Annotated in this window: 23 protein-coding genes; 13 read left to right on the top strand and 10 right to left on the bottom strand. The window is 70.8% G+C overall.

Annotated elements, in window-relative coordinates; all coding sequences use genetic code 11:
* Window positions 1-119: 119 nt before the first annotated feature.
* Genes D9V37_RS12030 through D9V37_RS12045 form a run of 4 tightly spaced genes read left to right on the top strand, consistent with a single transcriptional unit; the run spans window position 120 to window position 4,174 of the window.
* On the top strand, window positions 120-1,307 hold the full coding sequence (locus D9V37_RS12030; protein WP_232524880.1) for a polyamine ABC transporter substrate-binding protein: 1,188 nt from the start codon (window positions 120-122) through the stop codon (window positions 1,305-1,307).
* Window positions 1,291-2,472 (top strand): ABC transporter ATP-binding protein, encoded by a 1,182-nt coding sequence (locus D9V37_RS12035; RefSeq protein ID WP_121806370.1) that lies wholly within the window; start codon window positions 1,291-1,293, stop codon window positions 2,470-2,472. The genes D9V37_RS12030 and D9V37_RS12035 overlap by 17 nt, the downstream gene beginning before the upstream one ends.
* Entirely contained in the window at window positions 2,469-3,377 is a 909-nt protein-coding gene (locus D9V37_RS12040; RefSeq protein WP_121806371.1) for an ABC transporter permease, read from the top strand. Before D9V37_RS12035 ends, D9V37_RS12040 begins: the two co-directional genes overlap by 4 nt.
* On the top strand, window positions 3,377-4,174 hold the full coding sequence (locus D9V37_RS12045; protein WP_121806372.1) for an ABC transporter permease: 798 nt from the start codon (window positions 3,377-3,379) through the stop codon (window positions 4,172-4,174). Before D9V37_RS12040 ends, D9V37_RS12045 begins: the two co-directional genes overlap by 1 nt.
* Before the next feature lie 14 nt (window positions 4,175-4,188).
* Here the strand turns inward: D9V37_RS12045 and D9V37_RS12050 are convergent, their stop codons facing one another.
* Together D9V37_RS12050 and D9V37_RS12055 are read right to left on the bottom strand one after the other, a co-directional pair.
* A complete protein-coding gene (locus D9V37_RS12050; protein ID WP_121806373.1) occupies window positions 4,189-4,587 on the bottom strand; it encodes a VOC family protein in 399 nt (132 codons plus the stop codon).
* On the bottom strand, window positions 4,584-5,399 hold the full coding sequence (locus D9V37_RS12055) for a helix-turn-helix domain-containing protein (protein ID WP_121806374.1): 816 nt from the start codon (window positions 5,397-5,399) through the stop codon (window positions 4,584-4,586). The genes D9V37_RS12050 and D9V37_RS12055 overlap by 4 nt, the downstream gene beginning before the upstream one ends.
* A 23-nt stretch (window positions 5,400-5,422) precedes the next feature.
* Between D9V37_RS12055 and D9V37_RS12060 the strand changes: the two genes are divergently transcribed.
* Window positions 5,423-6,007, top strand: coding sequence for an HAD family hydrolase (locus tag D9V37_RS12060; RefSeq protein ID WP_158604455.1), 585 nt, complete (start codon window positions 5,423-5,425; stop codon window positions 6,005-6,007).
* An 84-nt stretch (window positions 6,008-6,091) separates the two neighbouring features.
* On the opposite strand, the gene D9V37_RS12065 is transcribed toward D9V37_RS12060, so the two are convergent.
* On the bottom strand, window positions 6,092-7,498 hold the full coding sequence (locus D9V37_RS12065) for an aspartate aminotransferase family protein (protein ID WP_121806376.1): 1,407 nt from the start codon (window positions 7,496-7,498) through the stop codon (window positions 6,092-6,094).
* Window positions 7,499-7,652: 154 nt separating this feature from the next.
* Between D9V37_RS12065 and D9V37_RS12070 the strand changes: the two genes are divergently transcribed.
* The 3 genes from D9V37_RS12070 to D9V37_RS12080 all read left to right on the top strand — a co-directional run bounded on the left by D9V37_RS12070 (window position 7,653) and on the right by D9V37_RS12080 (window position 11,257).
* Entirely contained in the window at window positions 7,653-9,086 is a 1,434-nt protein-coding gene (locus D9V37_RS12070) for a gamma-aminobutyraldehyde dehydrogenase (RefSeq protein WP_121806377.1), read from the top strand.
* A gap of 3 nt (window positions 9,087-9,089) precedes the next feature.
* Window positions 9,090-10,301, top strand: coding sequence for a saccharopine dehydrogenase family protein (locus D9V37_RS12075; RefSeq protein WP_121806378.1), 1,212 nt, complete (start codon window positions 9,090-9,092; stop codon window positions 10,299-10,301).
* Window positions 10,302-10,414: 113 nt separating this feature from the next.
* Window positions 10,415-11,257 (top strand): glycosyltransferase family 2 protein, encoded by an 843-nt coding sequence (locus D9V37_RS12080; RefSeq protein ID WP_121806379.1) that lies wholly within the window; start codon window positions 10,415-10,417, stop codon window positions 11,255-11,257.
* Here D9V37_RS12080 and D9V37_RS12085 read toward each other — a convergent pair.
* From D9V37_RS12085 to D9V37_RS12110, 6 genes are all read right to left on the bottom strand, one after another.
* Complete coding sequence (locus tag D9V37_RS12085) at window positions 11,254-12,150, bottom strand: glycosyltransferase (RefSeq protein WP_158604456.1); 897 nt, start codon at window positions 12,148-12,150, stop codon at window positions 11,254-11,256. The genes D9V37_RS12080 and D9V37_RS12085 overlap by 4 nt on opposite strands.
* Window positions 12,147-13,307, bottom strand: a complete 1,161-nt coding sequence (locus tag D9V37_RS12090) for a glycosyltransferase (RefSeq protein ID WP_158604457.1) — start codon at window positions 13,305-13,307, stop codon at window positions 12,147-12,149. The genes D9V37_RS12085 and D9V37_RS12090 overlap by 4 nt, the downstream gene beginning before the upstream one ends.
* A 26-nt stretch (window positions 13,308-13,333) precedes the next feature.
* Window positions 13,334-13,867, bottom strand: a complete 534-nt coding sequence (locus D9V37_RS20895) for an acyltransferase (RefSeq protein WP_269778378.1) — start codon at window positions 13,865-13,867, stop codon at window positions 13,334-13,336.
* Window positions 13,867-15,363, bottom strand: coding sequence for a lipopolysaccharide biosynthesis protein (locus D9V37_RS12100; RefSeq protein WP_158604458.1), 1,497 nt, complete (start codon window positions 15,361-15,363; stop codon window positions 13,867-13,869). Before D9V37_RS12100 ends, D9V37_RS20895 begins: the two co-directional genes overlap by 1 nt.
* A 205-nt stretch (window positions 15,364-15,568) precedes the next feature.
* Entirely contained in the window at window positions 15,569-16,915 is a 1,347-nt protein-coding gene (gabT, locus tag D9V37_RS12105) for a 4-aminobutyrate--2-oxoglutarate transaminase (protein ID WP_121806383.1), read from the bottom strand.
* Between the two features lie 19 nt (window positions 16,916-16,934).
* Window positions 16,935-18,164, bottom strand: a complete 1,230-nt coding sequence (locus tag D9V37_RS12110; RefSeq protein WP_121806562.1) for a phospholipase D-like domain-containing protein — start codon at window positions 18,162-18,164, stop codon at window positions 16,935-16,937.
* A 75-nt stretch (window positions 18,165-18,239) separates the two neighbouring features.
* On the opposite strand from D9V37_RS12110, the gene D9V37_RS12115 reads away from it, so the two are divergent.
* From D9V37_RS12115 to D9V37_RS12135, 5 genes are all read left to right on the top strand, one after another.
* Entirely contained in the window at window positions 18,240-19,316 is a 1,077-nt protein-coding gene (locus D9V37_RS12115) for a DNA polymerase IV (RefSeq protein WP_121806384.1), read from the top strand.
* A gap of 70 nt (window positions 19,317-19,386) precedes the next feature.
* A complete protein-coding gene (uvrB, locus tag D9V37_RS12120) occupies window positions 19,387-21,528 on the top strand; it encodes an excinuclease ABC subunit UvrB (RefSeq protein ID WP_121806385.1) in 2,142 nt (713 codons plus the stop codon).
* Window positions 21,529-21,535: 7 nt separating this feature from the next.
* Window positions 21,536-21,895: an MmcQ/YjbR family DNA-binding protein gene (locus D9V37_RS12125; RefSeq protein ID WP_121806386.1), complete on the top strand. Its 360-nt coding sequence runs from the start codon at window positions 21,536-21,538 to the stop codon at window positions 21,893-21,895.
* Window positions 21,892-22,332, top strand: a complete 441-nt coding sequence (locus D9V37_RS12130; RefSeq protein WP_121806387.1) for a VOC family protein — start codon at window positions 21,892-21,894, stop codon at window positions 22,330-22,332. The genes D9V37_RS12125 and D9V37_RS12130 overlap by 4 nt, the downstream gene beginning before the upstream one ends.
* A gap of 106 nt (window positions 22,333-22,438) precedes the next feature.
* Window positions 22,439-23,464, top strand: a complete 1,026-nt coding sequence (locus tag D9V37_RS12135; protein ID WP_121806388.1) for a hypothetical protein — start codon at window positions 22,439-22,441, stop codon at window positions 23,462-23,464.
* Here D9V37_RS12135 and D9V37_RS12140 read toward each other — a convergent pair.
* A complete protein-coding gene (locus D9V37_RS12140; protein WP_121806389.1) occupies window positions 23,449-24,549 on the bottom strand; it encodes a glycosyltransferase family 4 protein in 1,101 nt (366 codons plus the stop codon). The two genes, D9V37_RS12135 and D9V37_RS12140, sit on opposite strands and share 16 nt — an antisense overlap.
* Between the last annotated feature and the right edge of the window lie 7 nt (window positions 24,550-24,556).

Consider the following 24,556-nt stretch of genomic DNA (forward strand, 5'->3'; position numbering starts at 1 on the left):
CCGCAACCAGAACGGCCATCCATGTCACGGTTCCGTGGCGGTCGTGTGACACCGCAACGGATTCCTTGTCATCGACCCCACCTGATGAGAAGGTGACCGGCACATGGAGGGAGGCCCGTGTGGCTGCATCACCCGGTGGAGGCCCGCGGCTGGGTCGTCGGGCGCTGATCCGCGGCGGTGGACTCGCCGCGTTGGGCATCGGCAGTGTGGCGGTGCTGCCCGCGTTCGGCACACCGTCGGCGGTCCAGGACCCCAGGACGTGTCGTGCGCCGGACGTCTCGGCGTCCCAGAAGCGCCTGGTGGTCTCGAACTGGCCGGCCTACATCGACCCGGCCACCAAGAAGACCACCAGCACGCTGCAGGACTTCGAGAAGGCCACCGGCATCACGGTCTCCTACACCGACGACGTCAGCGACAACGCCGAGTTCTTCGCCAAGGTCCGCAACCAGCTCGGCAGCTGCCAGGCCGTCAACCGCGACATGATGGTGCTCACCGACTGGATGGCCGCGAAGATGATCGGCCTGGGCTGGGTGCAGCCGCTGGACTCCGCGAAGGTGCAGAACCTCCACGACAACCTGATCCCGGCGCTGCAGGGCCGCGCCTGGGACAAGAACCGCACCTACTCCGCGCCCTGGCAGAGCGGGCTCACGGGCATCGCCTACAACGCCAAGCTCACCAAGCCCGTGGGCAGCTTCTCCGAGCTGCTCACTCGCTCCGACCTCAAGGGCAAGATCACGCTGCTCTCGGAGATGCGCGACACCATGGGCTTCATGGTGCTGCTGGCGGGCGGCCAGCCGGAGAAGTTCACCTCCCAGCAGTGGGAGAACGGCATCGAGATGCTGCGCAAGTCGGTCAAGAGCGGCCACGTGCGCGCCTTCACCGGCAACGAGTACATCCAGGACCTCACCGCCGGCAACATCGTCGCCTGCGAGGCCTGGTCCGGCGACGTCATCCAGGCCCAGTTCGACAACCCCGACATCAAGTTCGTCAGCCCCGAGGAGGGGCTGATGCTGTGGGCCGACAACATGCTGGTGCCGAACAAGGCCACGCACCGCACCAACGCCGAGAAGTGGATCGACTACTACTACGAGCCCGCGGTGGCGGCGAAGCTCGCGGCGTACGTGAACTACATCTGCCCCGTCCAGGGCGCGCAGCAGGAGATGGAGAAGATCGACAAGACGCTGGTGGACAACCCGCTGATCTTCCCCTCCGAGGACGCGCTGAAGGGGTCCCACGGCTTCATGGCGCTCGATGACAAGCAGGAGCAGACGTACGAAGGAGAGTGGTCCGATGTCACAGGTGGCTGAGCGCACCGCGCAGCCGGCCCAGACGGGCGACGGCGGCTCGTTCGACGGGCTGCGGCTGCGCAGCCTGACCAAGCAGTTCGCGGCCTTCACCGCCGTCGACTCCCTCGACCTCGACGTACCCAGCGGATCCTTCTTCGCGCTGCTCGGCCCCTCGGGGTGCGGCAAGACCACCACGCTGCGCATGGTGGCCGGCCTGGAGACGCCGACGTCGGGCTCGATGCATCTCGGCGACCGCGACATCACCTGGGACAAGCCCTACCGGCGACCGGTCAACACCGTGTTCCAGAACTACGCGCTCTTCCCGCACCTCGACATCTTCGAGAACGTCGCCTTTGGGCTGCGCCGCCGGCGGGGCAAGGACGTCGAGAAGCAGGTGGGCGACATGCTCGAGCTGGTCGAGCTCGACAGCCAGGCGCGCAAGAAGCCGGCGCAGCTCTCCGGCGGTCAGCAGCAGCGGGTGGCCCTGGCCCGCGCGCTGATCAACCGGCCCGAGGTGCTGCTGCTCGACGAGCCGCTGGGAGCGCTCGACCTCAAGCTGCGGCGCTCGATGCAGATCGAGATCAAGCGCATCCAGACCGAGGTCGGCCTCACCTTCGTCCACGTCACCCACGACCAGGAGGAGGCCATGACGATGGCCGACACCATCGCGGTGATGAACGCCGGGGTGATCGAGCAGATGGGCGCCCCCGGCGACCTCTACGAGAACCCGCGCACCACGTTCGTGGCCAACTTCCTGGGCCAGTCGAACCTCATCGAGGGCACGCTCAAGGGACGCGACGGCGACCAGGTCGTCGTCGACATGCAGGGCACGCTGGCCACCGTGCCGGCGAGCCGGGCGCACGTCGACGTCGTCGACAACAACCCGGTCTGGCTGGGCATCCGGCCCGAGAAGGTGCTGCTGGGCGAGAGCGGCGACGCGATCGACGCCCCCGGCAACTCCATCCCCGGCGGCGTCGTCACCGATGTCAGCTTCGTCGGCGTCAGCACCCAGTACCTGGTGCGGATGCCGTGGGGCCAGGAGCTGCAGGTCTTCGAGCAGAACACCGGTCGGCGCCGGCTGTTTCGGCAGGGCGAGCCGGTCGAGGTCTCCTGGCGCCCGGAGTACGCCTTCCTGCTCGACCACAGCCAGGACGCCTCGGCCGGCGTGGAGGACGACGCGTCGTGACGGCGACCGCCACGCCGCCGCAGACGCGCTCCGCCGAGCCGCCCGCGGAACCGCCACGCCAGCGGCGGCGGCTCACCGCGTACTGGCTGCTGCTGCCCGGAGCGCTGTGGCTGGTCGTCTTCTTCGTCATCCCCTTCTACTCCCTGGTCGCCACCAGCCTCTACGACCCCGACGGGTCGGTGCTGCACGGCTACGACATGACCTGGGCGTTCTCGAACTTCTGGCACGCCCTGCACGACTACTGGGGCCCGCTGCTGCGCTCGCTGTGGTACGGCGCGGTGGCCACCGCCATCTGCCTGGTGCTCGGCTACGTGCTCGCCTACGCGATCGCGTTCAAGGCCGGGCGCTGGAAGAACCTGATGCTGGTGCTGGTGATCGCGCCGTTCTTCACCAGCTTCCTGGTGCGCACGCTGTCGTGGAAGCTGCTGCTGCGTGACGACGGGTTCATCGTCAACTCGCTGCAGTTCCTCCACCTCATCGGCCCCGAGGGTCGGCTGCTGGCCACGCCGGTGGCCGTCATCGCCGGACTGGTCTACAACTTCCTGCCCTTCATGGTGCTGCCGCTGTTCGCCAGCGTCGACAAGATCGACCACCGGCTCATCGAGGCCTCCGGCGACCTGTACGCCTCGCCCGTCGTCGGGTTCTTCAAGGTCACGTGGCCGCTCTCGCTGCCCGGGGTGGTCTCGGGCACGCTGCTGACCTTCATCCCGGCGGTGGGCGACTACATCAACGCCCAGCTGCTGGGCAGCCCGAAGCAACGCATGATCGGCAACGTCATCCAGGACCTGTTCACCAACGCCAACAACTACCCCGCAGCCGGTGCGCTCTCGGTCATCCTCATGGCGCTGATCTTGGTGATGGTGCTGCTCTACGTCCGCCGTGCCGGCACCGAGGAGCTGCTCTGATGCGGTGGTTGCAGCGCAACGCGGTCCTGCTCGGCGGACTGCTGGTGATCGTCTACATGTTCGTGCCGATCTTCGTGGTCGTGTTGATGAGCTTCAACAAGCCGCGCAGCAAGCTGATCTACCGCTTCGACGGCTTCACGCTCCAGAACTGGCTGCATCCCTGCCAGAGCCCGAGCATGTGCTCCGCGGTCGGGCGCAGCATCGAGATCGGGCTGCTGGCCACGATCGTGGCCACGGTGCTCGGCACGCTGATGGCCTTCGCCCTGGTCCGTCACCAGTTCCGCGGGCGGACCGTGTCCAACGTGCTGATCTTCCTGCCCATGGCCTCACCGGAGATCGTCATGGGCTCCTCGCTGCTCGCGCTGTTCGTGGCGGGCGGCTTCGGTGGCCGGCTGGGGTTCTGGACGATCCTGATCGCCCACATCATGTTCTGTCTCTCGTTCGTGGTCGTCACGGTCCGGGCTCGGCTGGCCGGGCTCGACACCAACCTCGAGCAGGCGGCCATGGACCTCTACGCCACCGAGGCGCAGACGTTCTGGCGGGTGACCTTCCCGCTGGTCTTCCCCGGCATCCTCGGCGCCGCGCTGCTCTCCTTCTCGCTCAGCTTCGACGACTTCATCATCACCAACCTCAACGCCGGCAACACCACCACGTTCCCGATGTACGTCTGGGGCGTCGCCCAGCGCGGCGTGCCGATGCAGGTCAACGTCGTGGGCACCGTCATGTTCGTCATCTCGGTCGCGATCGTGGTGGGGGCCGAGCTCAACCGGAGGCGGCAGGAGCGGGCGCTGGCCTGAGGCCTCGTCCGCGTCTACTCCGCGCCCGCGTAGGTGCCGAAGCTCCAGCGATTGCCCTCGTGGTCCTTCACGCTGAACCCGCGGGAGCCGTAGTCGGTCTCCTCCATCTCGCGGACGAAGGGGGCGCCGAGCTCGACGGCGCGGGCGTGCACGGCGTCGGGATCGGCGCTGACCACGTAGCTCGAGGCGCCGCCGACCGCCACCGCGAAGGTGTCGTCGGCCTTGCCGCCCGCGGAGTGCACCATCACGCGGCCGCCCTCGGGCCACAGCATCTCGCTGTGCATCACGGTGCCCTCGGCCTCGCCGGCGACGCAGATGCCCTCATCGAAGCCGAGTGCGGCGAGCCAGGCGCGCTCGGCGAGTGCGTCCTCGCAGGTGATGCCGTTCCAGATGTTGCGGTCTTCTCGTGTCATGACCGACAGCCTGCGACCTCGGGCCGGTCACGGTCTTGGACGAATACGAGCCGGTCCTCGGCACGCCAGCGGGTGGGGGAGAGGCCCACGAAGCCCTGCCAGTCGCGGTTGAGGTGGGCCTGGTCGGCGTAGCCGCACCGGGTGGCGGTCTCGGCGAGCGGGACCCCGGCGGCGACCATCCGCCGGGCGCGGTCGAAGCGCACCAGCCGGCCGGCGGTCTTGGGCGAGAGGCCGTACTCGTCCTTGAACCTCTCGCCGAGGTGGCGCGTGGACCAGCCGACCTGCGCCGCCAGCGCTCCCACGGCCACCGCGCCGCGGGTGCGGTGGATCTCAGTCCAGGCGTGAGCCACCTCCGGCGGTGGCGCACCGTTCGCCGCGAGGCGTCGCACGAGGGCCTCGACGACGCTGCGGGTCCGCGCGCGCAGGGTCGCGCCGTCGCGGCCGGCGTCGGCCAGGCCGGGGGCCAGGTCGTCGAGGGCGACGAGTGTCTGGGCGAGCTCGCCGGCAGGTACGCCCAGCAGCGCGCGGGCGCCGGCCGGGGTGAGGTCGACCTGCACGCCGTGCTGGGAGCCGTCGTGGTGCACCTGCATCGGCGTCGCGAAGAGGCCCGAGGCCAGGGCCGGCCACGCCCGGGACGCAGCGGCGCCGTCGGAGACGACGATCGGGTCCTCGAGCGGGAGGATGAGCGTGAGGGCCGGACCGGGCATGCCGACGTGCACGCCGGGGGCCAGACCCTCGTAGGCGTACCCGCTGATGCCCGCGACCAGGCCGCCAAGCCTGGGATCGGGCGGGGGCACCCAGTGCTCCTGCACCGCTCCACCCTAGGGTCGTGGCTGTGACCCCATGGCTTCTCGTGGATTACGGCGAGGTGATCAGCCGCCCGCCCGAGCGACGAATCCGCGATGACCTGGCCGCTCGCATCGGCCTCGAGCCGCAGCTGCTCGCCGACCGGTACTGGGAGCACCGGGCCGCCTTCGACGCCGGGCTGTCGTCGACTGAGTACTGGTCGGCCGTGGCCGACCGCGAGCTGGCGCAGGCCGACGTCGCGGACCTCGTGGCCGCCGACCGCGACTCCTGGGCGGTGCTCGACCCCGACATGATCGACCTGCTCGACGAGCTGCGGGCCGACGGCGTCCGGCTGGCGCTGCTCTCCAACGCCCCGCACTGGCAGGCCGACGCCTTCGACGAGCTGGCCTGGACCTCGGTGTTCGAGCAGAAGTTCGTCAGCGCCCGGCTCGGACTGTCCAAGCCCGACCCGGCGATCTTCGAGCACGTGCTGGCCGAGCTCGACGTGCCGGCCGGCGACGTCACCTTCGTCGACGACCGTCAGGCCAACGTCGACGGCGCCGCCTCGGTCGGCATCCGCGCGATCCGTTTCACCGGCGTCGCCGACCTGCGAGCGGCGCTGGACTTCCCATGACGAACGGACAGTTCCCACGGTCAGTTCGTCATGGGAACCGTCCGTCCACCAAGGCACCGTGGTGAACGGACGTCCGGCCGGCGCTTAGAGCTGGTCCCAGGCCCGGGTGAGGACGTCGCGCAGGGTGGCCTCGATCTGGTCGAAGATCGCCTGGTCGGCGATGAGCGGCGGGGACAGCTGGATCACCGGGTCGCCGCGGTCGTCGGCGCGGCAGTACAGGCCGGCCTCGTAGAGCGCGCCGGACAGGAAGCCGCGCAGCAGCCGCTCGGACTCCTCGTCGTCGAAGGTCTCCTTGGTCGTCTTGTCCTTGACCAGCTCGATGCCGTAGAAGTAGCCGTCGCCGCGGACGTCGCCCACGATGGGCAGGTCCAGCAGCTTCTCCAGCGTGGCGCGGAAGTCGCCCTCGGTGGCGCGAACGTGCTCGTTGAGCTGCTCGCGCTCGAAGATGTCGAGGTTGGCCATCGCCACCGCCGTCGAGACCGGGTGACCGCCGAAGGTGTAGCCGTGGGCGAACATGTTCTCGCCCTTGCTGAACGGCTCGAAGAGCCGGTCCGTGGCGATCATGGCCCCCAGCGGGGAGTAGCCCGAGGTGAGGCCCTTCGCGCAGGTGATGATGTCGGGCTGGTAGCCGTAGCGCTCCGCGGCGAACATGGTGCCCAGCCGGCCGAAGGCGCAGATGACCTCGTCGGAGACCAGCAGCACGTCGTACTCGTCGCAGATCTCGCGCACCCGCTGGAAGTAACCGGGAGGCGGGGGGAAGCAGCCGCCGGAGTTCTGCACCGGCTCCAAGAACACCGCCGCGACGGTCTCGGGGCCCTCGAACTCGATGGCCTCGGCGATCCGGTCGGCGGCCCAGCGGCCGAACTTCTCCTCATCGTCGGAAGCGCCGGTCTGGAACTGCTCGGGGGCGCGGTAGAAGTTCGTGTTGGGCACCCGGAACGTCGAGGGCACCAGCGGCTCGAACGGCGCCTTCATGCCCGGCAGCCCGGTGATCGACAGCGCGCCCTGCGGGGTGCCGTGGTAGGCGATGGCCCGGCTGATCACCTTGTGCTTGGTGGGCTTGCCGGTGAGCTTGAAGTACTGCTTGGCCAGCTTCCAGGCGCTCTCGACGGCCTCGCCGCCGCCGGTGGTGAAGAAGACCCGGTTGAGCTCGCCCGGGGCGTACTCGGCGACGCGGGCGGCCAGGTCGATGGCGTTCGGGTGGGCGTAGGACCACAGCGGGAAGAAGGCGAGCTCGGAGGCCTGCTTGGCTGCCGCCTCGGCCAGCTCGGTGCGGCCGTGGCCGGCCTGCACGACGAACAGGCCGGCCAGGCCGTCGAGGTAGCGGTTGCCGGCGGAGTCCCACACGTAGCAGCCGTCGCCGCGCACGATGGTCGGCACGTCGTGGGTGTCGTAGCCGGAGTGCCGGGTGAAGTGCATCCACAGGTGGTCCTTGGCCGCCTGCTGACGCCAGCTCTCGTCCACGGTGGTGTCGGTCAGGGGTTCTGTCATGGTTCGCACGACCTTCGTCCGGGTGGGATTCGCGGCCAGTCTGCGCCGACCACACGAGCGAACGCAACCGGATCCGGGCGCGTCGGCGCCGGAATCCGAAGAAAAGGTCGAAGATGCCTACCGATTCCGTGCCTGGCGTCGTTAGTCTCCGACCATGGCGGACCTCAGCTTCAGCAACGTCGTCGGCGGGCGCTCGGTGCCCGCGGCCTCCGGCGAGACCTACGACGTGATCGATCCGAGCACCGGGGAGGTCTACGCCAGTGCGCCGATGTCGGGGGCCGAGGACGTCGACCGGGCCTACACGGCGGCCTCGGAGGCGTTCGAGACCTGGCGCGACACGACGCCCTCGCAGCGCCAGCAGGCGCTGCTCAAGATCGCCGACGCGCTGGAGTCGCGGGCCCAGGAGTTCGTCGAGGTCGAGTCCCGCGACACCGGCAAGCCGCTGCAGCTGACGCTGGAGGAGGAGATCCCGCCGGCGGTCGACCAGATCCGGTTCTTCGCCGGCGCCGCGCGGGTCCTGGAGGGCAAGGCCGGCGGGGAGTACCTGGCCGACCACACCTCGTTCATCCGGCGCGAGCCCATCGGCGTCGTCGGCCAGGTGACGCCGTGGAACTACCCGATGATGATGATGGTCTGGAAGATCGCCCCCGCCCTGGCGGCCGGCAACACCATCGTCCTCAAGCCCAGCGACACCACGCCGGCCTCCTCGACGCTGCTGGCGCAGGTCTGCCAGGAGTTCCTGCCCCCGGGCGTGCTCAACGTGGTCACCGGCGACCGCGACACCGGCCGCCTGGTGGTCGAGCACCCCACCCCGCAGCTGGTGGCGATCACCGGCTCGGTGCGCGCCGGCATGCAGGTCGCGGCGTCGGCGGCCAAGGACGTCAAGCGGGTGCACCTCGAGCTGGGCGGCAAGGCGCCGGTCATCGTCTTCGACGACGCCGACGTGGCGGCCGCCGCCGAGGGCATCGCCACCGCGGGCTACTTCAACGCCGGTCAGGACTGCACCGCCGCCACCCGGGTGCTGGCCGGTCCGGGCGTCCACGACGACTTCGTGGCGGCCCTGGCCGAGCAGGCGCGGGGTACCCGCACCGGAGGTCCCGACGACGACGACGTGCTCTACGGCCCGCTCAACAACGAGCGCCAGCTCGACCACGTCACGGGCCTGGTCGACCGGCTGCCCGACCACGCCGACGTCGCGGCCGGCGGGCACCGCCAGGGCGCCACCGGCTACTTCTACGAGCCCACGGTGCTCTCGGGGCTGCGGCAGTCCGACGAGCAGATCCAGCACGAGATCTTCGGCCCGGTCATCACCGTGCAGCGGTTCTCCGACGAGGCCCAGGCGCTGGCCTGGGCCAACGGCGTCGAGTACGGGCTGGCCTCCAGCGTGTGGACCAAGGACCACGGCCGCGCGATGCGGATGGCCCGCAAGCTCGACTTCGGCTGCGTGTGGATCAACACCCACATCCCGCTGGTCGCCGAGATGCCGCACGGCGGCTTCAAGCACTCCGGCTACGGCAAGGACCTCTCGATGTACGGCCTGGAGGACTACACCCGGGTCAAGCACGTGATGTCCTACATCGGGGAGTAGGCGGTGCGGATCCTGTTGGTCGGCGCCGGGGGAGTGGGCTCGGCGTTCACCGCCATCGCCGCGCGCCGGGACTTCTTCGAGCGCTGCGTGGTCGCCGACTACGACCAGGCCCGCGCCTCCCGCGCGGTCCAGGCGCTGGACGACCCGAGGTTCGTGGCCGCGCAGGTCGATGCCTCCTCGGCGGAGTCGGTGGCGGCGCTGTGCCAGGCGCACGACGTCACCCATGTGATGAACGCCGTCGACCCGCGCTTCGTCATGAGCATCTTCGACGGCGCCTTCGCCGCCGGCGCGGACTACCTGGACATGGCGATGAGCCTCTCGCGGCCCCACCCCTCGCTGCCGTACGAGCAGGTCGGCGTGAAGCTGGGCGACGAGCAGTTCGCGAAGGCCAACCTGTGGGAGGGCGCCGGCCGGCTGGCGCTGGTGGGCATGGGCGTGGAGCCCGGGCTCTCCGACGTCTTCGCCCGCCACGCCGCGGACCATCTCTTCTCCGAGATCGACGAGCTCGGCACTCGCGACGGCGCGAACCTGGTGGTCGACGGCTACGACTTCGCACCCTCCTTCTCGATCTGGACCACCATCGAGGAGTGTCTCAACCCGCCGGTCATCTGGGAGAAGGGCCGCGAGTGGTTCACGACCGAGCCGTTCAGCGAACCGGAGGTCTTCGACTTCCCCGAGGGCATCGGTCCGGTCGAGTGCGTCAACGTCGAGCACGAGGAGGTGCTCCTCATGCCGCGCTGGGTCGACTGCCAGCGCGCCACCTTCAAGTACGGCCTGGGCGACGAGTTCATCGACGTCCTCAAGACGCTCCACAAGCTCGGCCTCGACCGCACCGACAAGGTCCGGGTGGGCGGTGTGGAGGTCTCCCCGCGCGACCTCGTGGCCGCCTGCCTGCCCGACCCCGCCGGGCTCGGCGGGCAGATGCACGGCAAGACCTGCGCCGGCCTCTGGGTGACGGGCACGGGCCGGGACGGCGAGCCGCGCTCGACGTACCTCTACCACGTGGTCGACAACGACTGGTCGATGAAGGAGTACGGCCACCAGTGCGTGGTCTGGCAGACCGCCGTCAACCCGGTGGTGGCGCTCGAGCTGCTGGCCGCCGGCACCTGGGCCGGCGCCGGCGTGCTCGGCCCGGAGGCGTTCGCCTCCCAGCCGTTCTTGGACCTGCTGACCGAATACGGGTCACCGTGGGGCGTGCGGGAGCTGGCGGTGTGAGACCCGCCCTACCGGTCGCCTGACGCGCCACTCGGTCATCTGTTCGTGACCCGGCTTCGCTAGGTTGCGGGAGACCCGCGAGCGTCAGGACGCCGAGATCGAGGTGGGGGACGGTGAGCGAGCAAGCGCAGGTGGACGTCGTCATCCCGTGCTTCAACGGGGCCGCGACGTTGCGTGCCCAGCTGAGCGCGCTCGCCGAGCAGCAGTCCTCGGTCCCCTTCCGCGTCGTCGTGGCCGACAACGGCTCGACCGACGGGTCGGCCGAGGTGGTCGCCGAGTTCGACGACCGCTTCGAGGTGGCCGACGCCTCCGCGCGTCGTGGCATCAACCACGCGCGCAACGCGGGCATCGCCCACGGAGCCGCGCCGTTGGTGCTGCTGTGCGACGTCGACGACCTGGTGCACCCCGGTTGGGTCGAGGCCTACTGGCGGTGCTTCAGCGACGGCGCCGAGCTGATGGGCGGCTCGTTGCGGCGGGTCTCGGACCAGGCGGCGCCGCTGGGCGAGTGGCAGCGTGTCCTCAACGACAACCTGGGGTTCCTCCCGTGGGCCACCGGGGCCAACTGCGGCTTCGCCCGCTCGGTGGTGGGCGCGATCGGCCCGTTCGACGAGAGCTACCGCGGCGGCGGGGACGAGACCGAGTGGTTCTGGCGGGCTCAGCTCGCCGGGCACCGGTTGGTCTTCGTGGACGACGCCGCCATCGACTACGTACGCCGCCCCACCACCGCGGGTGCCTTCCGCCAGAATCGGGCGTTCGGCGCCTCTCACGTGCGGCTCTACCGGCAGTTCGGTGCCGCCGGCATGCCACGACCGGGTCTCGCCCCGATCACGCGACTGCTGCCACGCACGGTGCTGGGCCTGGCCAGGTCGCCCCGCGACCCGGTCCGTCGCCGCGCCCTGGTGGCGCAGCTGGGCCAGTGGGTCGGCCGGGCCGAGGCGCTCCGGCGCGGCGGCTAGCCCTCGGCGCGGCGCAGCGCTCGTCGCACCCCGAGATCGCGCGCCACGTAGGCGGAGGCCAGGAGCTGGGCCTGCAGCCGGTCCTCGCGGCGTCTGACCGCGGCCCAGGGTGTGCGGAGGGCGATGAGTGCCGCTCGCCGGGCGAGGTCGCCCAGTGCGGGCGGCACGGGGGCGGCCATGCCGCGGCCCGCCCAGCTGCGGCGCAGGGCGACGTTGCTCCCGCCGTAGCGGTAGCGCTGCTCGAGGAAGTCGCGCACCTTCACCCGCGGCACCCAGTCCAGCTGCACCGAGCGGTCCACGGCGTACCCGCCGCCCGACTCGATCACCCGCCAGCACAGGTCGGCGTCCCCACCGCTGCGCACCTCGCCGAACCCCTGCACCCGCTCGAGCGCGCTGCGCCGGATGCCCAGGTTGCAGGTCGGGAAGTAGGGCAGGAACCACGGCTGGTCGACGTAGCCGCGGACGGCGAAGAGCTGCTCGGCGTGAGCGGCTCGCGCCGGGAGCGTCGGACCGGGCAGGACGTTGATCTCCGAGCCGGCCAGGTCGACGTCGGGTTCGGCGAACAGAGCGGTGAGCGCACCGCACCAGGTGTCGCGTGGACGGCTCCGTGCGTCCACGAAGAGGTACACGTCCGCCTCGACGCTGCGCCAGGCCCGATTGCGCGCGCCGTAGGGGCCGACGCCGCCGCTGCGGACGACGGTCAGGTCGGGCGTGGGGGGCTCGAGCGAGCCGTCGGGGGAGTCGTCGGCCAGCACGATGTGATCGGGCCTGCGGTCCTGGCGGGCCAGGCACTCGAGTAGGCCCGTCAGGAGCTCGCCGTGCCCGCGGACGGGCACGACGACGGCGACGGTGAGCTCGGACGCGGGCCGGTCGGGCTGGATGGCGGGAGTCACTCGGCACTGCTCCCGGTAGATCGGGGCCCGCTCGGAGCCGCCACCTCGCGGTAGATGTGCTCCAGGTCGGCGATGGTGGTGGAGATGTCGAAGCGCTCGGCGACTCGTTCGCGTGCTGCTCGACCCATCTCGGCGAGCTTCTCGCTGTCGCCCAGCATCGAGGTCAGCGCTCGACCGAGCTCGCCGACGTCGGCCTCGGGCACGAGGATCCCCGTCCGGCCGTCGAGCACGGCGTCGCGCAGTCCACTGTGGGCGTAGGCCAAGACCGGGCGGCCCGAAGCCTGCGCCTCCAAAGCAACGACCGGAAGGCCCTCGCTGTCGCCGCTGGCGGCGGTGCGCGACGGCATGACGACCAGGCGAGCGGCCTTGATCGCCTCCTTGACCACGGAAGTGCCGGCCGTGCCGACGAACGACACCGAGACTCCCAGCTCCCGAGCCAGCTGCTCGAGATCCTCCCGCAGCGGGCCGTCGCCGATCACCGTCAGTGGCGGGGGCTCGCCGATGGTGCTCAGGGCCTGCAGAAGGTCCGCGAGTCCCTTTTTCTCCACCAGCCGCCCGACGAACAGCAGACCGCCGTGGTCAGGCACCGGCGTGGGGTCGAACGAGGCCACGTCGATGCCGCAGGGGACGACGGAGATCCTCTGCTCTGGCACCCCCCGCGCCACCAGTGAGTCCTTGATGTGGCTGCTCACCGCGACGAAGGCGCTGACGTCCTGAGTGAGCAGGGACCAGTCCTCGACCATCTGGGCCTGTGACCCACCGGCCGAGACGAAGTGTGCAAAGTCGACGGTCGCGTCGAAGCCGTGGAAGGTCGCCACCAGTGGGACCCCGGCCTGAACCGCTCCACCGCGCACCGATGCAGCGTCGGGCCCGAAGTGTGCGTGGAGAACGTCGACGTCGAGCCTGTGCAGGCGGCGGGCGACCCGCTGGTCCCTCTTGGTCCGTTCGGATGCGCCTCGGAGCCGCAGGGCGGCGGACCGCGCACGGTCCGCTAGTCCCGCACCGTCGACGAGGTGGACCGGACGGTCAACGAGCCGAAGACCGTCGGGGACCACCGCGTCGGCCAGGGCGAGCGCGTCGACGTCTCGATAGCGCTCCAGCTGGTCACGGACGAAGGTCTCCGACGGCGGCAGGAACCTGCTGCGGAAGATCGCCACGCGCGGTTGTCCTCGTTGCGCCGGTCTCATCGCTCGTCCTCCCGGTCCAGCCGGGACACGACGCGCGCCGGACGTCCCATGACCATCGTGTGCGGGGGGACGTCGCGGGTGACCAGCGAGCCGGCGGCGACGACTGCTCCCGCGCCGATGCTGACTCCCGGGAGCACCGATGCCTCGGCGCCGATCCAGGCGCCGGGACCCACGTGGATGGGGCGCACGGAAACGTCGCCCGCGCGGTGCAGTCCGCCACCGGTCTCGTGTGTGTGGGTGATGAAGCGGGCGAAGGGCCCGATGGCGCAGCTGGCACCGATGGTGGTCTGCTGGTCGATCCAGACGCCGTCGTTGATGAAGACGTCGTCCTCGAGCTTGCACGGCCCGTACAGCACGCAGTTCGCTCGGATGCGCGCACGGGGGCCGATCACGACCCCGGGTCCGACGAATCGGGCACTCGGATGAACGACGATGTCGCTGTGGAAGCTCTGGTGGCGGAGCTGGAGCCGCACGCGTGCGCGCCGGATGGGCGCCACGCGGCGTCGCAGCCCGCGGAGTCGGCGGAGCATCAGGCGTCAGCTCCCGAGGCCGAGGACCGCGGGCGCACCGCGAGCCAGAACTCGGTGAGCGCCGAGCGCTGCAGGAGGGCGACACCACCGACGTACAAGCAGCCGCCGAGCGCCACCTGCAGGGCCAGCACCGCGCCGTTCTCGGCGGAGGCTCCCAGCACGCGCGGCAGCTCGCGCACGCACACGAACATCACCGCGCCGACGACCCAGGTGGGCAGCGTGTCGAGGAGCACGCGCGTGGCCCTGACTCCGATGAGCCGGGTGGCGTAGTCCAGGACGGGGAGCAGCCCGATCCACGAGCTGATGAGCAGACCGGTGCCGACACCCACGGCACCCCAGTGCAGGCCGATGGCCATGGCCGCGACGTTGAAGACGGCGAACGTGGTGCCGGTCCAGAACTGCCGGCCGGTGGCCTCGTGGGACTGGTAGATCCAGCCGACCGTCGTGGCCAGGCTCTGCGGGATGCCGGCCAGGCACAGCACGATCAGGATGGGCACGGTGGGCAGCCACTGGTGGCCCCACAGGAACGGGACCAGACCCGGTGCGACGGCCGCCATACCGGCGAGGATGGGGACAGAGACGAGGTTGAGGATCCTCACCACCCGGCGGTACGCGGACCCGGCGCGACCCGGTTCGTCGCGCATCGCGGTGAACACCGGGAACATGACCCGGCCGAGCACCTGCGCGAGCTGGGTGACCGGCAGCAGCATCAGGTTGTAGCCGCGGTTGTAGAAGCCGAGCGAGCCAGCCCCGAGGACCCGCCCGATCATCAGGTTGTCGGCGTTGCGGCTCCAGTAGTTCACGACGTTGAAGCCCAGCAACGGCCCGGAGTACTTCCAGATCGAGCGCCACGACGAGAGGCTGATGAAGTGTCGCGGGCGCCACGGCACCAGCCACCACAGCAGCGCCGAGGTGGCGGCACTGCCGACCACCGGCCCGATCGCCAGCGAGTAGACGCCGACGCCGAGCACCGCCAGCACGATGACGGTGCCGAAGTTGAGGACGGCCGCGATGGTCTCGATGACGGCGATCTCCTTGAACCGCAGCGCCCGGGTGAGGACGGCCTGCTGGCACACCCCCAGGTTCACCAGGAAGGCCAGCCCGACGATGGGGGCGAGCGAGGAGATCACCGGCTGGTGGAAGAAACTGCCGATGAGCGGACCGATGGCCGAGAGCAGCGCGAAGAACAGCACGCCGGAGATGGCGTTGACCCAGAACACCGTCGCGAAATCGGCCTCGGTGGGCTGGCGCTTGGCGACGAGGACCGAGCTGAGGCCCATCTCGAAGAGCAGGATGGCGAAGGAGGAGACGACCCCCAGGCTGGCCATCACACCGAACTCGGTCGGTGAGAGGAGGCGGGCCAGCACCAGCCCGGACCCGAACTGCACGACCTGGATGGCGGCCCGGCCCACCGAGGACCAGGCCACGCCTCGCTTCGTGGCCGCGGCGTGCGACTCGGAGCGGTCGGGATCAGCTGGCAGCTCCGGTGCTTCCATGACCGGTGCTTCCATGACCGGGGCGTCCGAGACCGGGGCCGTGATGGTCGTCGCGCCCGCCGGCTCGGGATGGAGCGGCGCGGACGTCGGACGACCACCGGGACGCCCGAGGAAGGGCGGACGAGACGGATCACTCACGGGCTGCGGGCTCCCCTTCCGTGCGGCGTCGTGAGGAACCCCAGTGTTCCACGCCCGCCGACGGCGCTCAGACCAGGCCGGTGACGACCTCCTCGAGCACGTCGAGCGCCTCGTCGAGCAGGTGATCGGGCATCACGAGCGGCGGCAGGAAGCGCAGCACGTTGCCGAAGGTGCCGCAGGTCAGCATCAGCACGCCCTGCTGGTGGCAGCCGGTGGCGATGGCCGAGGTGAGGGCCGCGTCGGGCTCGGTGGTGCCGGGCCGGACGATCTCGATGGCGATCATCGCGCCTCGGCCACGGACGTCGCCGATGGCGGGCGCCTTGTCGGCCAGGATGCGCAGCCGCTCGGTCATGGTGGCCTCGATGGCGCGGGCGCGGGCGTTGAGGTCGAGTTCCTCCATCGTGGCGATCGCGCCGAGGGCCGCCGCGCAGGCCACCGGGTTGCCGCCGTAGGTGCCGCCCAGGCCGCCACCGTGGACGGCGTCCATCATCTCGGAGCGACCCACGACCGCTGCCAGCGGAAGCCCGCCGGCCACGCCCTTGGCCACCGTGACCAGGTCGGGCACGACGTCCTCGTGCTCGCTGGCGAACCAGGTGCCGGTGCGGCACATGCCGGACTGGATCTCGTCGGCCACGAAGACGACGCCGTGGGCGGTGCACCACTCGCTGACGGCCGTGAGGTAACCGGGTGCGGGGACGACGAAGCCGCCCTCGCCGAGCACCGGCTCGATGACGACGCAGGCGACGTTGTCGGCGCCGACCTGCTTCTCGATCACCTCGATGGTGCGAGCCGCGGCCTCGGGCCCGGTGATCGGCGCCGGCTCGCGGAAGGGGTAGGACATCGGCGCGCGGTACACCTCGCCGGCGAAGGGCCCGAAGCCCTGCTTGTACGGCATGTTCTTGGCCGTCATCGCCATCGTGAGGTTGGTACGCCCGTGGTAGGCGTGGTCGACGACCACCACCGCGTCGCGGCCGGTGTGCACCCGCGCGATCTTCACCGCGTTCTCCACCGCCTCGGCGCCGGAGTTGAACAGCGCGGCCTTCTTGGCGTGGTCGCCCGGCGTGAGCGCCGCGAGCTTCTCGCAGACCTCCACGTAGCCCTCGTAGGGCGCGACCATGAAGCAGGTGTGGGTGAAGGCGGCGACCTGCTCGGTGACGCCCTGCACGACGGCGGGCGCGCTGTTGCCGACGCTGGTGACGGCGATGCCGCTGGCCAGGTCGATCAGGCTGTTGCCGTCGACGTCGACCACCACGCCGCCGCCCGCCTTCTCGACGTACACCGGCAGCACGCTGCCGACCCCGGCGGCCACCACGGCCTGCCGTCGGGCGTGGATCTCCTGCGACCTCGGCCCGGGGATCTCGGTGACGATGCGTCGTTCCTGCGGGAGCCCGGGTCCGCCCTCGTGCGTGCTCATGCGGGGAGCGTAGACCCGCTCAGAGCACCGGCCGCAAGGGCGCGAGGACCACCTCGGCGAACCGCCGGGTGAACCCGCGACCGGCCCAGTCGCCGGCCATCAGCTCGACGGCGTTGGACTCGTCGGTGCGGAACACCTCCTCCATGGCCCGGGCCAGCCCGGCGTCGATGAACTCGACGTTCACCTCGTAGTTACCGGTCATGGAGAGCCGGTCGATGTTGGCGGTGCCGATCGTCGACCACTCACCGTCGACCGTGGCGGTCTTCGCGTGCACCATCGCGTCCTGGTAGCGGAAGATCCGCACCCCGGCGGACAGGAGCTGGCTGAAGTAGCCGCGGCTGAGCCAGTCGGCGACGACGTGGTTCGAGGTCTGCGGCAGCAGGATCCGCACGTCCACGCCGCGCCGGGCGGCGGCCACCAGCGCCTCGACGAAGTTCTCGTCGGGGATGAAGTAGGCGTGGGTCATCCAGATGTTGCGGCGCGCGCGGTCGATGGCGTCCAGGTACATCGCCCGGATCGGGAAGCTCCACTGCCGCGGCAGGTTGCGGTGCACCCGGATGCGCGACTCCCACGCGCTGGCGGTCTCGATCAGCAGCGGCCGCTCGTCGCCGTCGGCCCACCGCCGGCCACGCTGGCTGTTCCAGAAGTCGGCGAACGCCCGCTTGAGGTCCCACACGCCGGGTCCGGTGATCCGGCAGTGCGTGTCGCGCCACTCCGTGGCGTAGGCCGCGCCCACGTTGTAGCCGCCCACGAACGCGGTGTCGTCGTCGACGACGAGGATCTTGCGGTGGTCGCGGCCGTATCGGCGCAGGTCGAAGAACCGTAGGCCCGCGTTGTAGACGGGGTAGGCCAGCACCCGCAGCGAGGGCGGGAACCGCTTGAACGCCGGCGGGACCACGAGGTTCGCGAACGCGTCGTAGATCGCGTAGACCTCCACGCCGCGGTCGGCGGCCCGTGCGAGCGCCGCCTTGAAACTCTCGCCGACCTCGTCGCCCTTCCAGATGTAGGTCTCGAAGAGCACCTGGTGCCGGGCGGCGTCGATGGCCGCGATCATGTCGTCGTAGAGGTCCTGGCCGTAGGTGTAGGTCGTCACCGTGCCTTCGCCCACCGGCACCTGCTGGGGCTTGGTCACCGGGAAGGGCTGCGGCTTCTTGCCGCGACGCCGGTAGGAGTCGGTGAGGGTGAGCCCGGCGACGAGCGCCACCTGGATCCCGAGCAGCCCGAGGAGGGCGCGTCGCAGCACCTGCATGAGGGGGTGGCCGAAGTTGATCAGCGGAGCGGGACGAGCCACGGCACTAGTCAACACTGTGCCGATGATGTGGGCATGACCTCCTGGGTGCTCCACGTCGACATGGACCAGTTCCTGGCCGCAGTCGAGCTGCTGCGACGCCCGGAGCTGCGGGGCCTGCCCGTGGTGGTGGGCGGTCGCGGCGACCCCACGGAGCGGGCGGTGGTGTCCACCGCGTCCTACGAGGCGCGCGAGCACGGCATCCGCTCCGGCATGGCGCTGCGGACGGCGCGGAAGCGGTGCCCGGAGGCGGTCTTCCTGCCTGTGGACCGCCCTGTCTACGAAGCGGCCTCGGCCACGGTGATGGACACGCTCCGGGCACATCCGGGCGCGGTGGTCGAGGTGCTCGGCTGGGACGAGGCCTTCGTCGGCGTGGCCACCGACGACCTGGAGCGGACGGCCTTCGAGCTGCAGGCCGCCGTGCTGGCCGCGACGTCGCTGCACTGCTCGGTCGGCATCGGCGACACGAAGGTGCGGGCCAAGATCGCCACCGAGTTCGGCAAGCCGGGCGGCCGGTTCAGGCTCACCCGCGAGAACTGGTTCGAGGTGATGGGCGAGCGCCCCACCCAGGCGCTGTGGGGCGTCGGGCCGCGGATCGCCGCGCGGCTGGCCGGGCTGGAGATCGCCACGGTGCGCGAGCTGGCGGCAGCCTCGGACGACGTGCTCGCCGCTGAGTTCGGGCCCGGCACCGGCCCGCATCTGGGTCGGTTGGGGCGCGGGGTGAGCAGCAGCGTCGTCGACGACACGCCCTGGGTGGCGCGCGCTCATGGGCGAGAGACCACCTACCAGCAGGACCTGGGGACGCCCGAGGAGGTGCGGGCTGCGCTGCTGACGCTGGCCGAGCGGGTGGTCGAGGACATCCGCGCCGAGGGTCGGCCCTGCCAACGAGTGCACCTCAAGGTGCGGTTCGCGCCCTTCTTCACCTCCACCCGCGTCCGCAAGCTTCCCGAGCCGACCGACGATCCCGCCGTCGTCGGGGCAGTCGCCTACGCGCTCTACGAGGCGCTCGGCGACGACCGTCCGGTGCGGCTGCTGGGCGTGCGGGCGGAGATGTCGCCACCGCCGGACGGCTACGACCCCCCGCGCACCCACGGCCGCCGCGGCAGCCCGTGAGAGGCCCGTCCGTGCGACGTCGCCGGCCCGATCGGGGCGGACTGTCGGTGGGTCCTCGTAGGCTCGCAGCATGCGTCCCGTCACCGATCTCGAGCGCCGCGTGGCGCCCTTCCACGTCGAGTCGGACTACCAGCCCTCGGGCGACCAGCCGGCCGCTATCGCCGAGATCGCCAAGCGGATGCAGGGCGGTGAGAAGGACGTCGTCCTGCTCGGTGCCACCGGCACCGGCAAGACCGCCACGGTGGCGTGGGTGGCGGAGAAGCTGCAGCGGCCGATCCTGGTGATGCAGCCCAACAAGACGCTGGCCGCGCAGTTCGCCAACGAGCTGAGGCAGCTCTTTCCGAACAACGCGATCGAGTACTTCGTCAGCTACTACGACTACTACCAGCCCGAGGCCTACGTCCCGCAGACCGACACCTACATCGAGAAGGACTCCTCGATCAACGAGGAGGTGGAGCGGCTGCGGCACTCGGCCACCAACAGCCTGCTCACCCGCCGCGACGTCATCGTCGTCTCCACGGTCTCCTGCATCTACGGCCTGGGCACCCCGCAGGAGTACGTCGACCGGATGCTGCGGCTCAAGGTCGGCGACGAGCGCGACCGCGACTCGATCCTGCGCCGGCTGGTGGAGATCCAGTACACGCGCAACGACCTCTCGTTCACCCGCGGGACGTTCCGGGTGCGCGGCGACACCCTGGAGATCTTCCCGGTCTACGAGGAGCACGCCGTGCGCGTGGAGTTCTTCGGCGACGAGGTGGAGCGGCTGATGGCGCTGCACCCGGTCACGGGCGAGGTGATCAGCGACGACCAGGAGCTCTACGTCTTCCCCGCCACCCACTACGTGGCCGGACCCGAGCGCATGGAGCGCGCGATCAAGGGGATCGAGGAGGAGCTGGCCGAGCGGCTCGCCGAGTTCCAGCGCAACGGCCAGCTGCTGGAGGCCCAGCGGCTGCAGATGCGCACCTCCTACGACATCGAGATGATGCGCCAGGTCGGTTCGTGCTCGGGCATCGAGAACTACTCGATGCACATGGACGGCCGGAGTCGAGGGAGCGCTCCGAACACGCTGCTGGACTACTTCCCCGAGGACTTCGTGCTCGTCGTCGACGAGTCGCACGTCGCGGTGCCGCAGATCGGCGGCATGTACGAGGGCGACATGTCGCGCAAGCGCAACCTGGTCGACCACGGTTTCCGGCTGCCCAGCGCCATGGACAACCGGCCGCTGCGGTGGGAGGAATTCGTCGACCGCATCGGGCAGACCATCTACCTCTCGGCCACTCCCGGCAACTACGAGATGGCGAAGGTCGGGGGCGAGGACCACGTCGTCGAGCAGATCATCCGGCCCACCGGCCTGGTCGACCCCGAGGTCATCGTCAAGCCCACCAAGGGCCAGATCGACGACCTCATCGGCGAGATCAACCTGCGGGTGGAGAAGAACGAGCGGGTCCTGGTCACGACCCTGACCAAGAAGATGTCCGAGGACCTCACCGATTACCTCCTCGAGGCCGGCGTCCGCACCCGCTACCTGCACTCGGAGGTCGACACCCTCAAGCGGATCGAGCTGCTGCGCGACCTGCGGCTGGGGGAGTACGACGTCCTGGTCGGCATCAACCTGCTCCGTGAGGGCCTGGACCTGCCGGAGGTCTCGCTCGTGGCCATCCTCGACGCCGACAAGGAGGGCTTCCTTCGCTCGGACAAGTCGCTGATCCAGACCATCGGCCGCGCGGCCCGCAACGTGTCCGGTCAGGTGTTCATGTACGCCGACCAGGTCACGCCGTCGATGGAGTCGGCCATCGACGAGACCAACCGCCGCCGGGAGAAGCAGGTGGCCTACAACAAGGCCAACGGCGTCGACCCGCAGCCGCTGCGCAAGAAGATCGCCGACATCACCGAGATGCTGGCGCGCGAGGACGAGACCACCCAGGAGCTGCTCGCCACCTGGCAGGGCACGGGGGTGCGTGGCGACAAGTCCAAGAAGGCGCCGGTGCCCGGGCTGTCCCGGCTCGAGAGCAAGCGGGAGAAGCAGGACCGGGAGAACCTCCCCGACCTGGCCGGCCTGCCCAGCTCCGACCTGGCCGAGCTCATCCAGCAGCTCACCGAGCAGATGAAGGCCGCGGCGGCCGAGCTGCAGTTCGAGGTCGCTGCGCGGCTGCGCGATGAGGTCTCGGAGCTGAAGAAGGAGCTGCGGCAGATGATGGAAGCCACCCGGTAGGCACGGGGTGGACGCCGCCGAGCTCCTCGAACACTGCCTGGCCAAGCCCGGAGCCTGGTCGGACCACCCCTTCGACCCGGTGTGGCCGGTGGTGAAGGTCGCGCCGGCGGGCAAGATCTTCTGCTTCGTCAACGAGCACAGCTGCGGGGTGAAGGCCGGTCCCGACCGCGAGGTCGCCGACGTGTGGCTGGATCGCTATCCCCACCACGCCTCCTCGATGCCCTACCTCGGCGGCCGCGGCTGGAACCAGCTGGTGATCGACGCCGGTATCCCCGCCGACGAGATCCGATCCGCGGTCGACGACTCGTACCTGATCGTGGTGGGCAAGCTGCCGAGGACCCAACGACCGAGAGGCTGGAAGCAATGACCCGAGAGTTCCAGGTGACCTTCGACGCCGCCGACCCCGCCGCCCTCGCCACCTTCTGGTGCGAGGTCCTCGGCTACCGCCTCCAGCCGCCGCCACCCGGGTTCGACTCCTGGGATGCCGCGCTCGACGCCTGGGGCGTGCCGGCCGAGCACCGCAACGACCGCTCCGCGCTGGTGCCGGCGGAGGGCGAGACGGGGCCGCGGCTGTTCATCCAGAAGGTGCCCGAGCCCAAGTCGGCGAAGAACCGGGTGCACCTCGACGTCCGGGCCGCTCCGGGGCAGACGGGCGCCGAGCGCATGGCCACGCTCCAGACCGAGGCCGATCGGCTGGTCGGGCTGGGGGCGCGGCAGGTGCGCCGGGTCGACCCCGACGGCGGCCCGGAGCAGGGGTTCATTTGGCTGGAGGACCCGGAGGGCAACGAGTTCTGCCTGGACTGAGAGGCGCTCGATGGGGCGGGCGAGCCGCATCTGGGCTGACGCCGGCCACGGATGCCGATAGGTTGCCAGGCGCTCATCCGCCCCCGAGACCAGGACGTGTCCCGTCGTGCCTCGCTCGCACCTGTTCCGCTCCGCCTCGCCTCTCGTCGTCGCCGTGGTGGTGGCGCCCCTCGTGCTCGGTCAGCTGGCCGACCCGAGCCCGGCCGTGGCCCGTGGCGCCGGCCCGGCGCGGGTGGTGGCCCACCTGCCCGCCGGCGGGGTCTTCGGACCACGCAGCGCCTGGCGCCTCGACGTGCGTCGCGCACCGCTCGGCCCCGACAGTGCGGCCATCGCGGCCACGGTGAGCACGCAGGTCCGCGACCACTGGGGCGGCGTCGCCGCCTTCAACGACGACCTCTTCACGACGGCCACCTACACCGTTCCCCGCCGGACGCGGCGGATCGACGTGGTCTTCGACGACTGCCAGCACAAGGGCTACCAGCCGACCCAGCTGGTGGGCCGAGGCGGCGCCTTCCGCTCGGTGCCCATCCCGGCCCGGGCTCGGCCCGCCGGGGGCTCCGACGGCAATCTGGCCGTGTACTCGCCGTCGGCCGACCGACTCTGGGAGCTCTGGAAGGCCCACCGAGTGAGCGGCCGCTGGCACGCCTGCTGGGGCGGCCGGATCGACCACGCCTCGCGGCAGGCCGGATACTTCGGCCGGGGCACGGGAGTCTCCGCGTCGGGCGTGGCGCTGTCGGGCGGGATCATCCGCCGCAGCGAGCTGCGTCGCGGCCGGATCGACCACGCGATGAGCCTCTCGGTGACCCAGGCGGCGAACTGGCGAGTGTTCTCCTACCCCGCCCAGCGCAGCGACGGCTCGGCCGCGGTCGGCACTCGCGGCGCCGTCCCTGAGGGCATCCGGCTGCGCCTGGATCCGCGGCTGGACCTCGCGTCCCTGCAGCTGACCCGGGTCGGGCGCATCGTCGCCCGAGCTGCGCAGCGCTACGGGTTCATCGTCACCGACCAGGGGGGTGCCGTCGCGGTCAGCGCCGAGCGCGGCTCGCTGCGCAGCGGCACGAATCCCGCCCAGGTGTTGCGGGCCTTCCCGTGGGACCGGCTGCAGGCGCTGCCGATGGACTACGGGCGTCCCTGAGCGGCCTGGCGGCAGATCGCGAGCATGCGCGCGAGGTTGCGGTGGGCGTCGAAGCGTCGCTCGGCCAGCTCGCGGGCAGCGGTGCCGTAGGCGCGGCGTCGGGCTGGATCGGTGAGCAGGGTGCGCAGCGCCGCGGTGAGGGCCTCGACGTCGCCAGGGGGGATGAGGAGCCCGGTCACTCCCTCGACGACGGCCTCCGGCACCGCGCCGACGTCGGTGCCGATCGCCGGGACGCCGCACGCGGCCGCTTCGAGGTAGACGATGCCCAGCGCGTCGCCGTGCGTGGGCATGCAGAAGATATCCGCGCGCTGGAACAGCCGGATCAGCTCCTCGCTGTTGGGGCGCAGCCCTCGATGCACGTGGACCCCCGGAGCGGACTCCACGTCGGCGCCGGTGACCACGTGCAGCTCGACGCCGGGCAGGCCGAGCCCGGCGAAGGCGCGCAGGAGCTCGGGGCCGCCCTTGCGGACGAAGTCGTTGCCGGCGAAGAGGACGCGCAGCGGCTCGTCGGGGACGGCGTCGCGGTCGGCCCGCGGCTGCCACACGGTGGTGTCCACGCCAGGCGGGATGACGTGGACCCTGGCGGGGTCGACGTCGTAGTGCTCGATAAGGCTGGCCCGGGTCCAGTCGCTGAAGGCGATCACGGCGCGGGCTCGCCGCAGCGCACGACGGTTGAGCCACCACTTGGCCCGCTCGGCGCGGGGAGAGCCGGCGTGGTGGTGGTAGGCCGCGCCGATGCTGTCGTACTGCACGGGCGTGGCGTCCATCGAGATCACCGCCGGGACCCGGCGCAGCCAGCGGCCGGCCAGGACCGCGCTCACCTGGGTGTGGAAGTAGACCAGGTCGGGGCGCCAGCCGCGGGTCACTCGGCGCAGTCCGAGACGGGCACGGGTGCCGGCCCGCACCGTCCAGTTGCTCCACAGCGGCAGGGCTCGCGCGCGTCCGGTGACCTCGAAGGGCACCGGCACCCAGCGGGCATCGATGTCGTGGCTGCGATCGACCGCGGCGTGCAGGCTCTCGGAGTGGGTGCGGTGACCCAGCGTCTGCTCGACGACGAAGGCGACGCGCAGCGGTGCTTCGCTCACCGGGGCC

Origin of the sequence: Nocardioides mangrovicus, from assembly GCF_003674065.1 — a bacterium.
GTDB lineage: Bacteria > Actinomycetota > Actinomycetes > Propionibacteriales > Nocardioidaceae > Marmoricola > Marmoricola mangrovicus.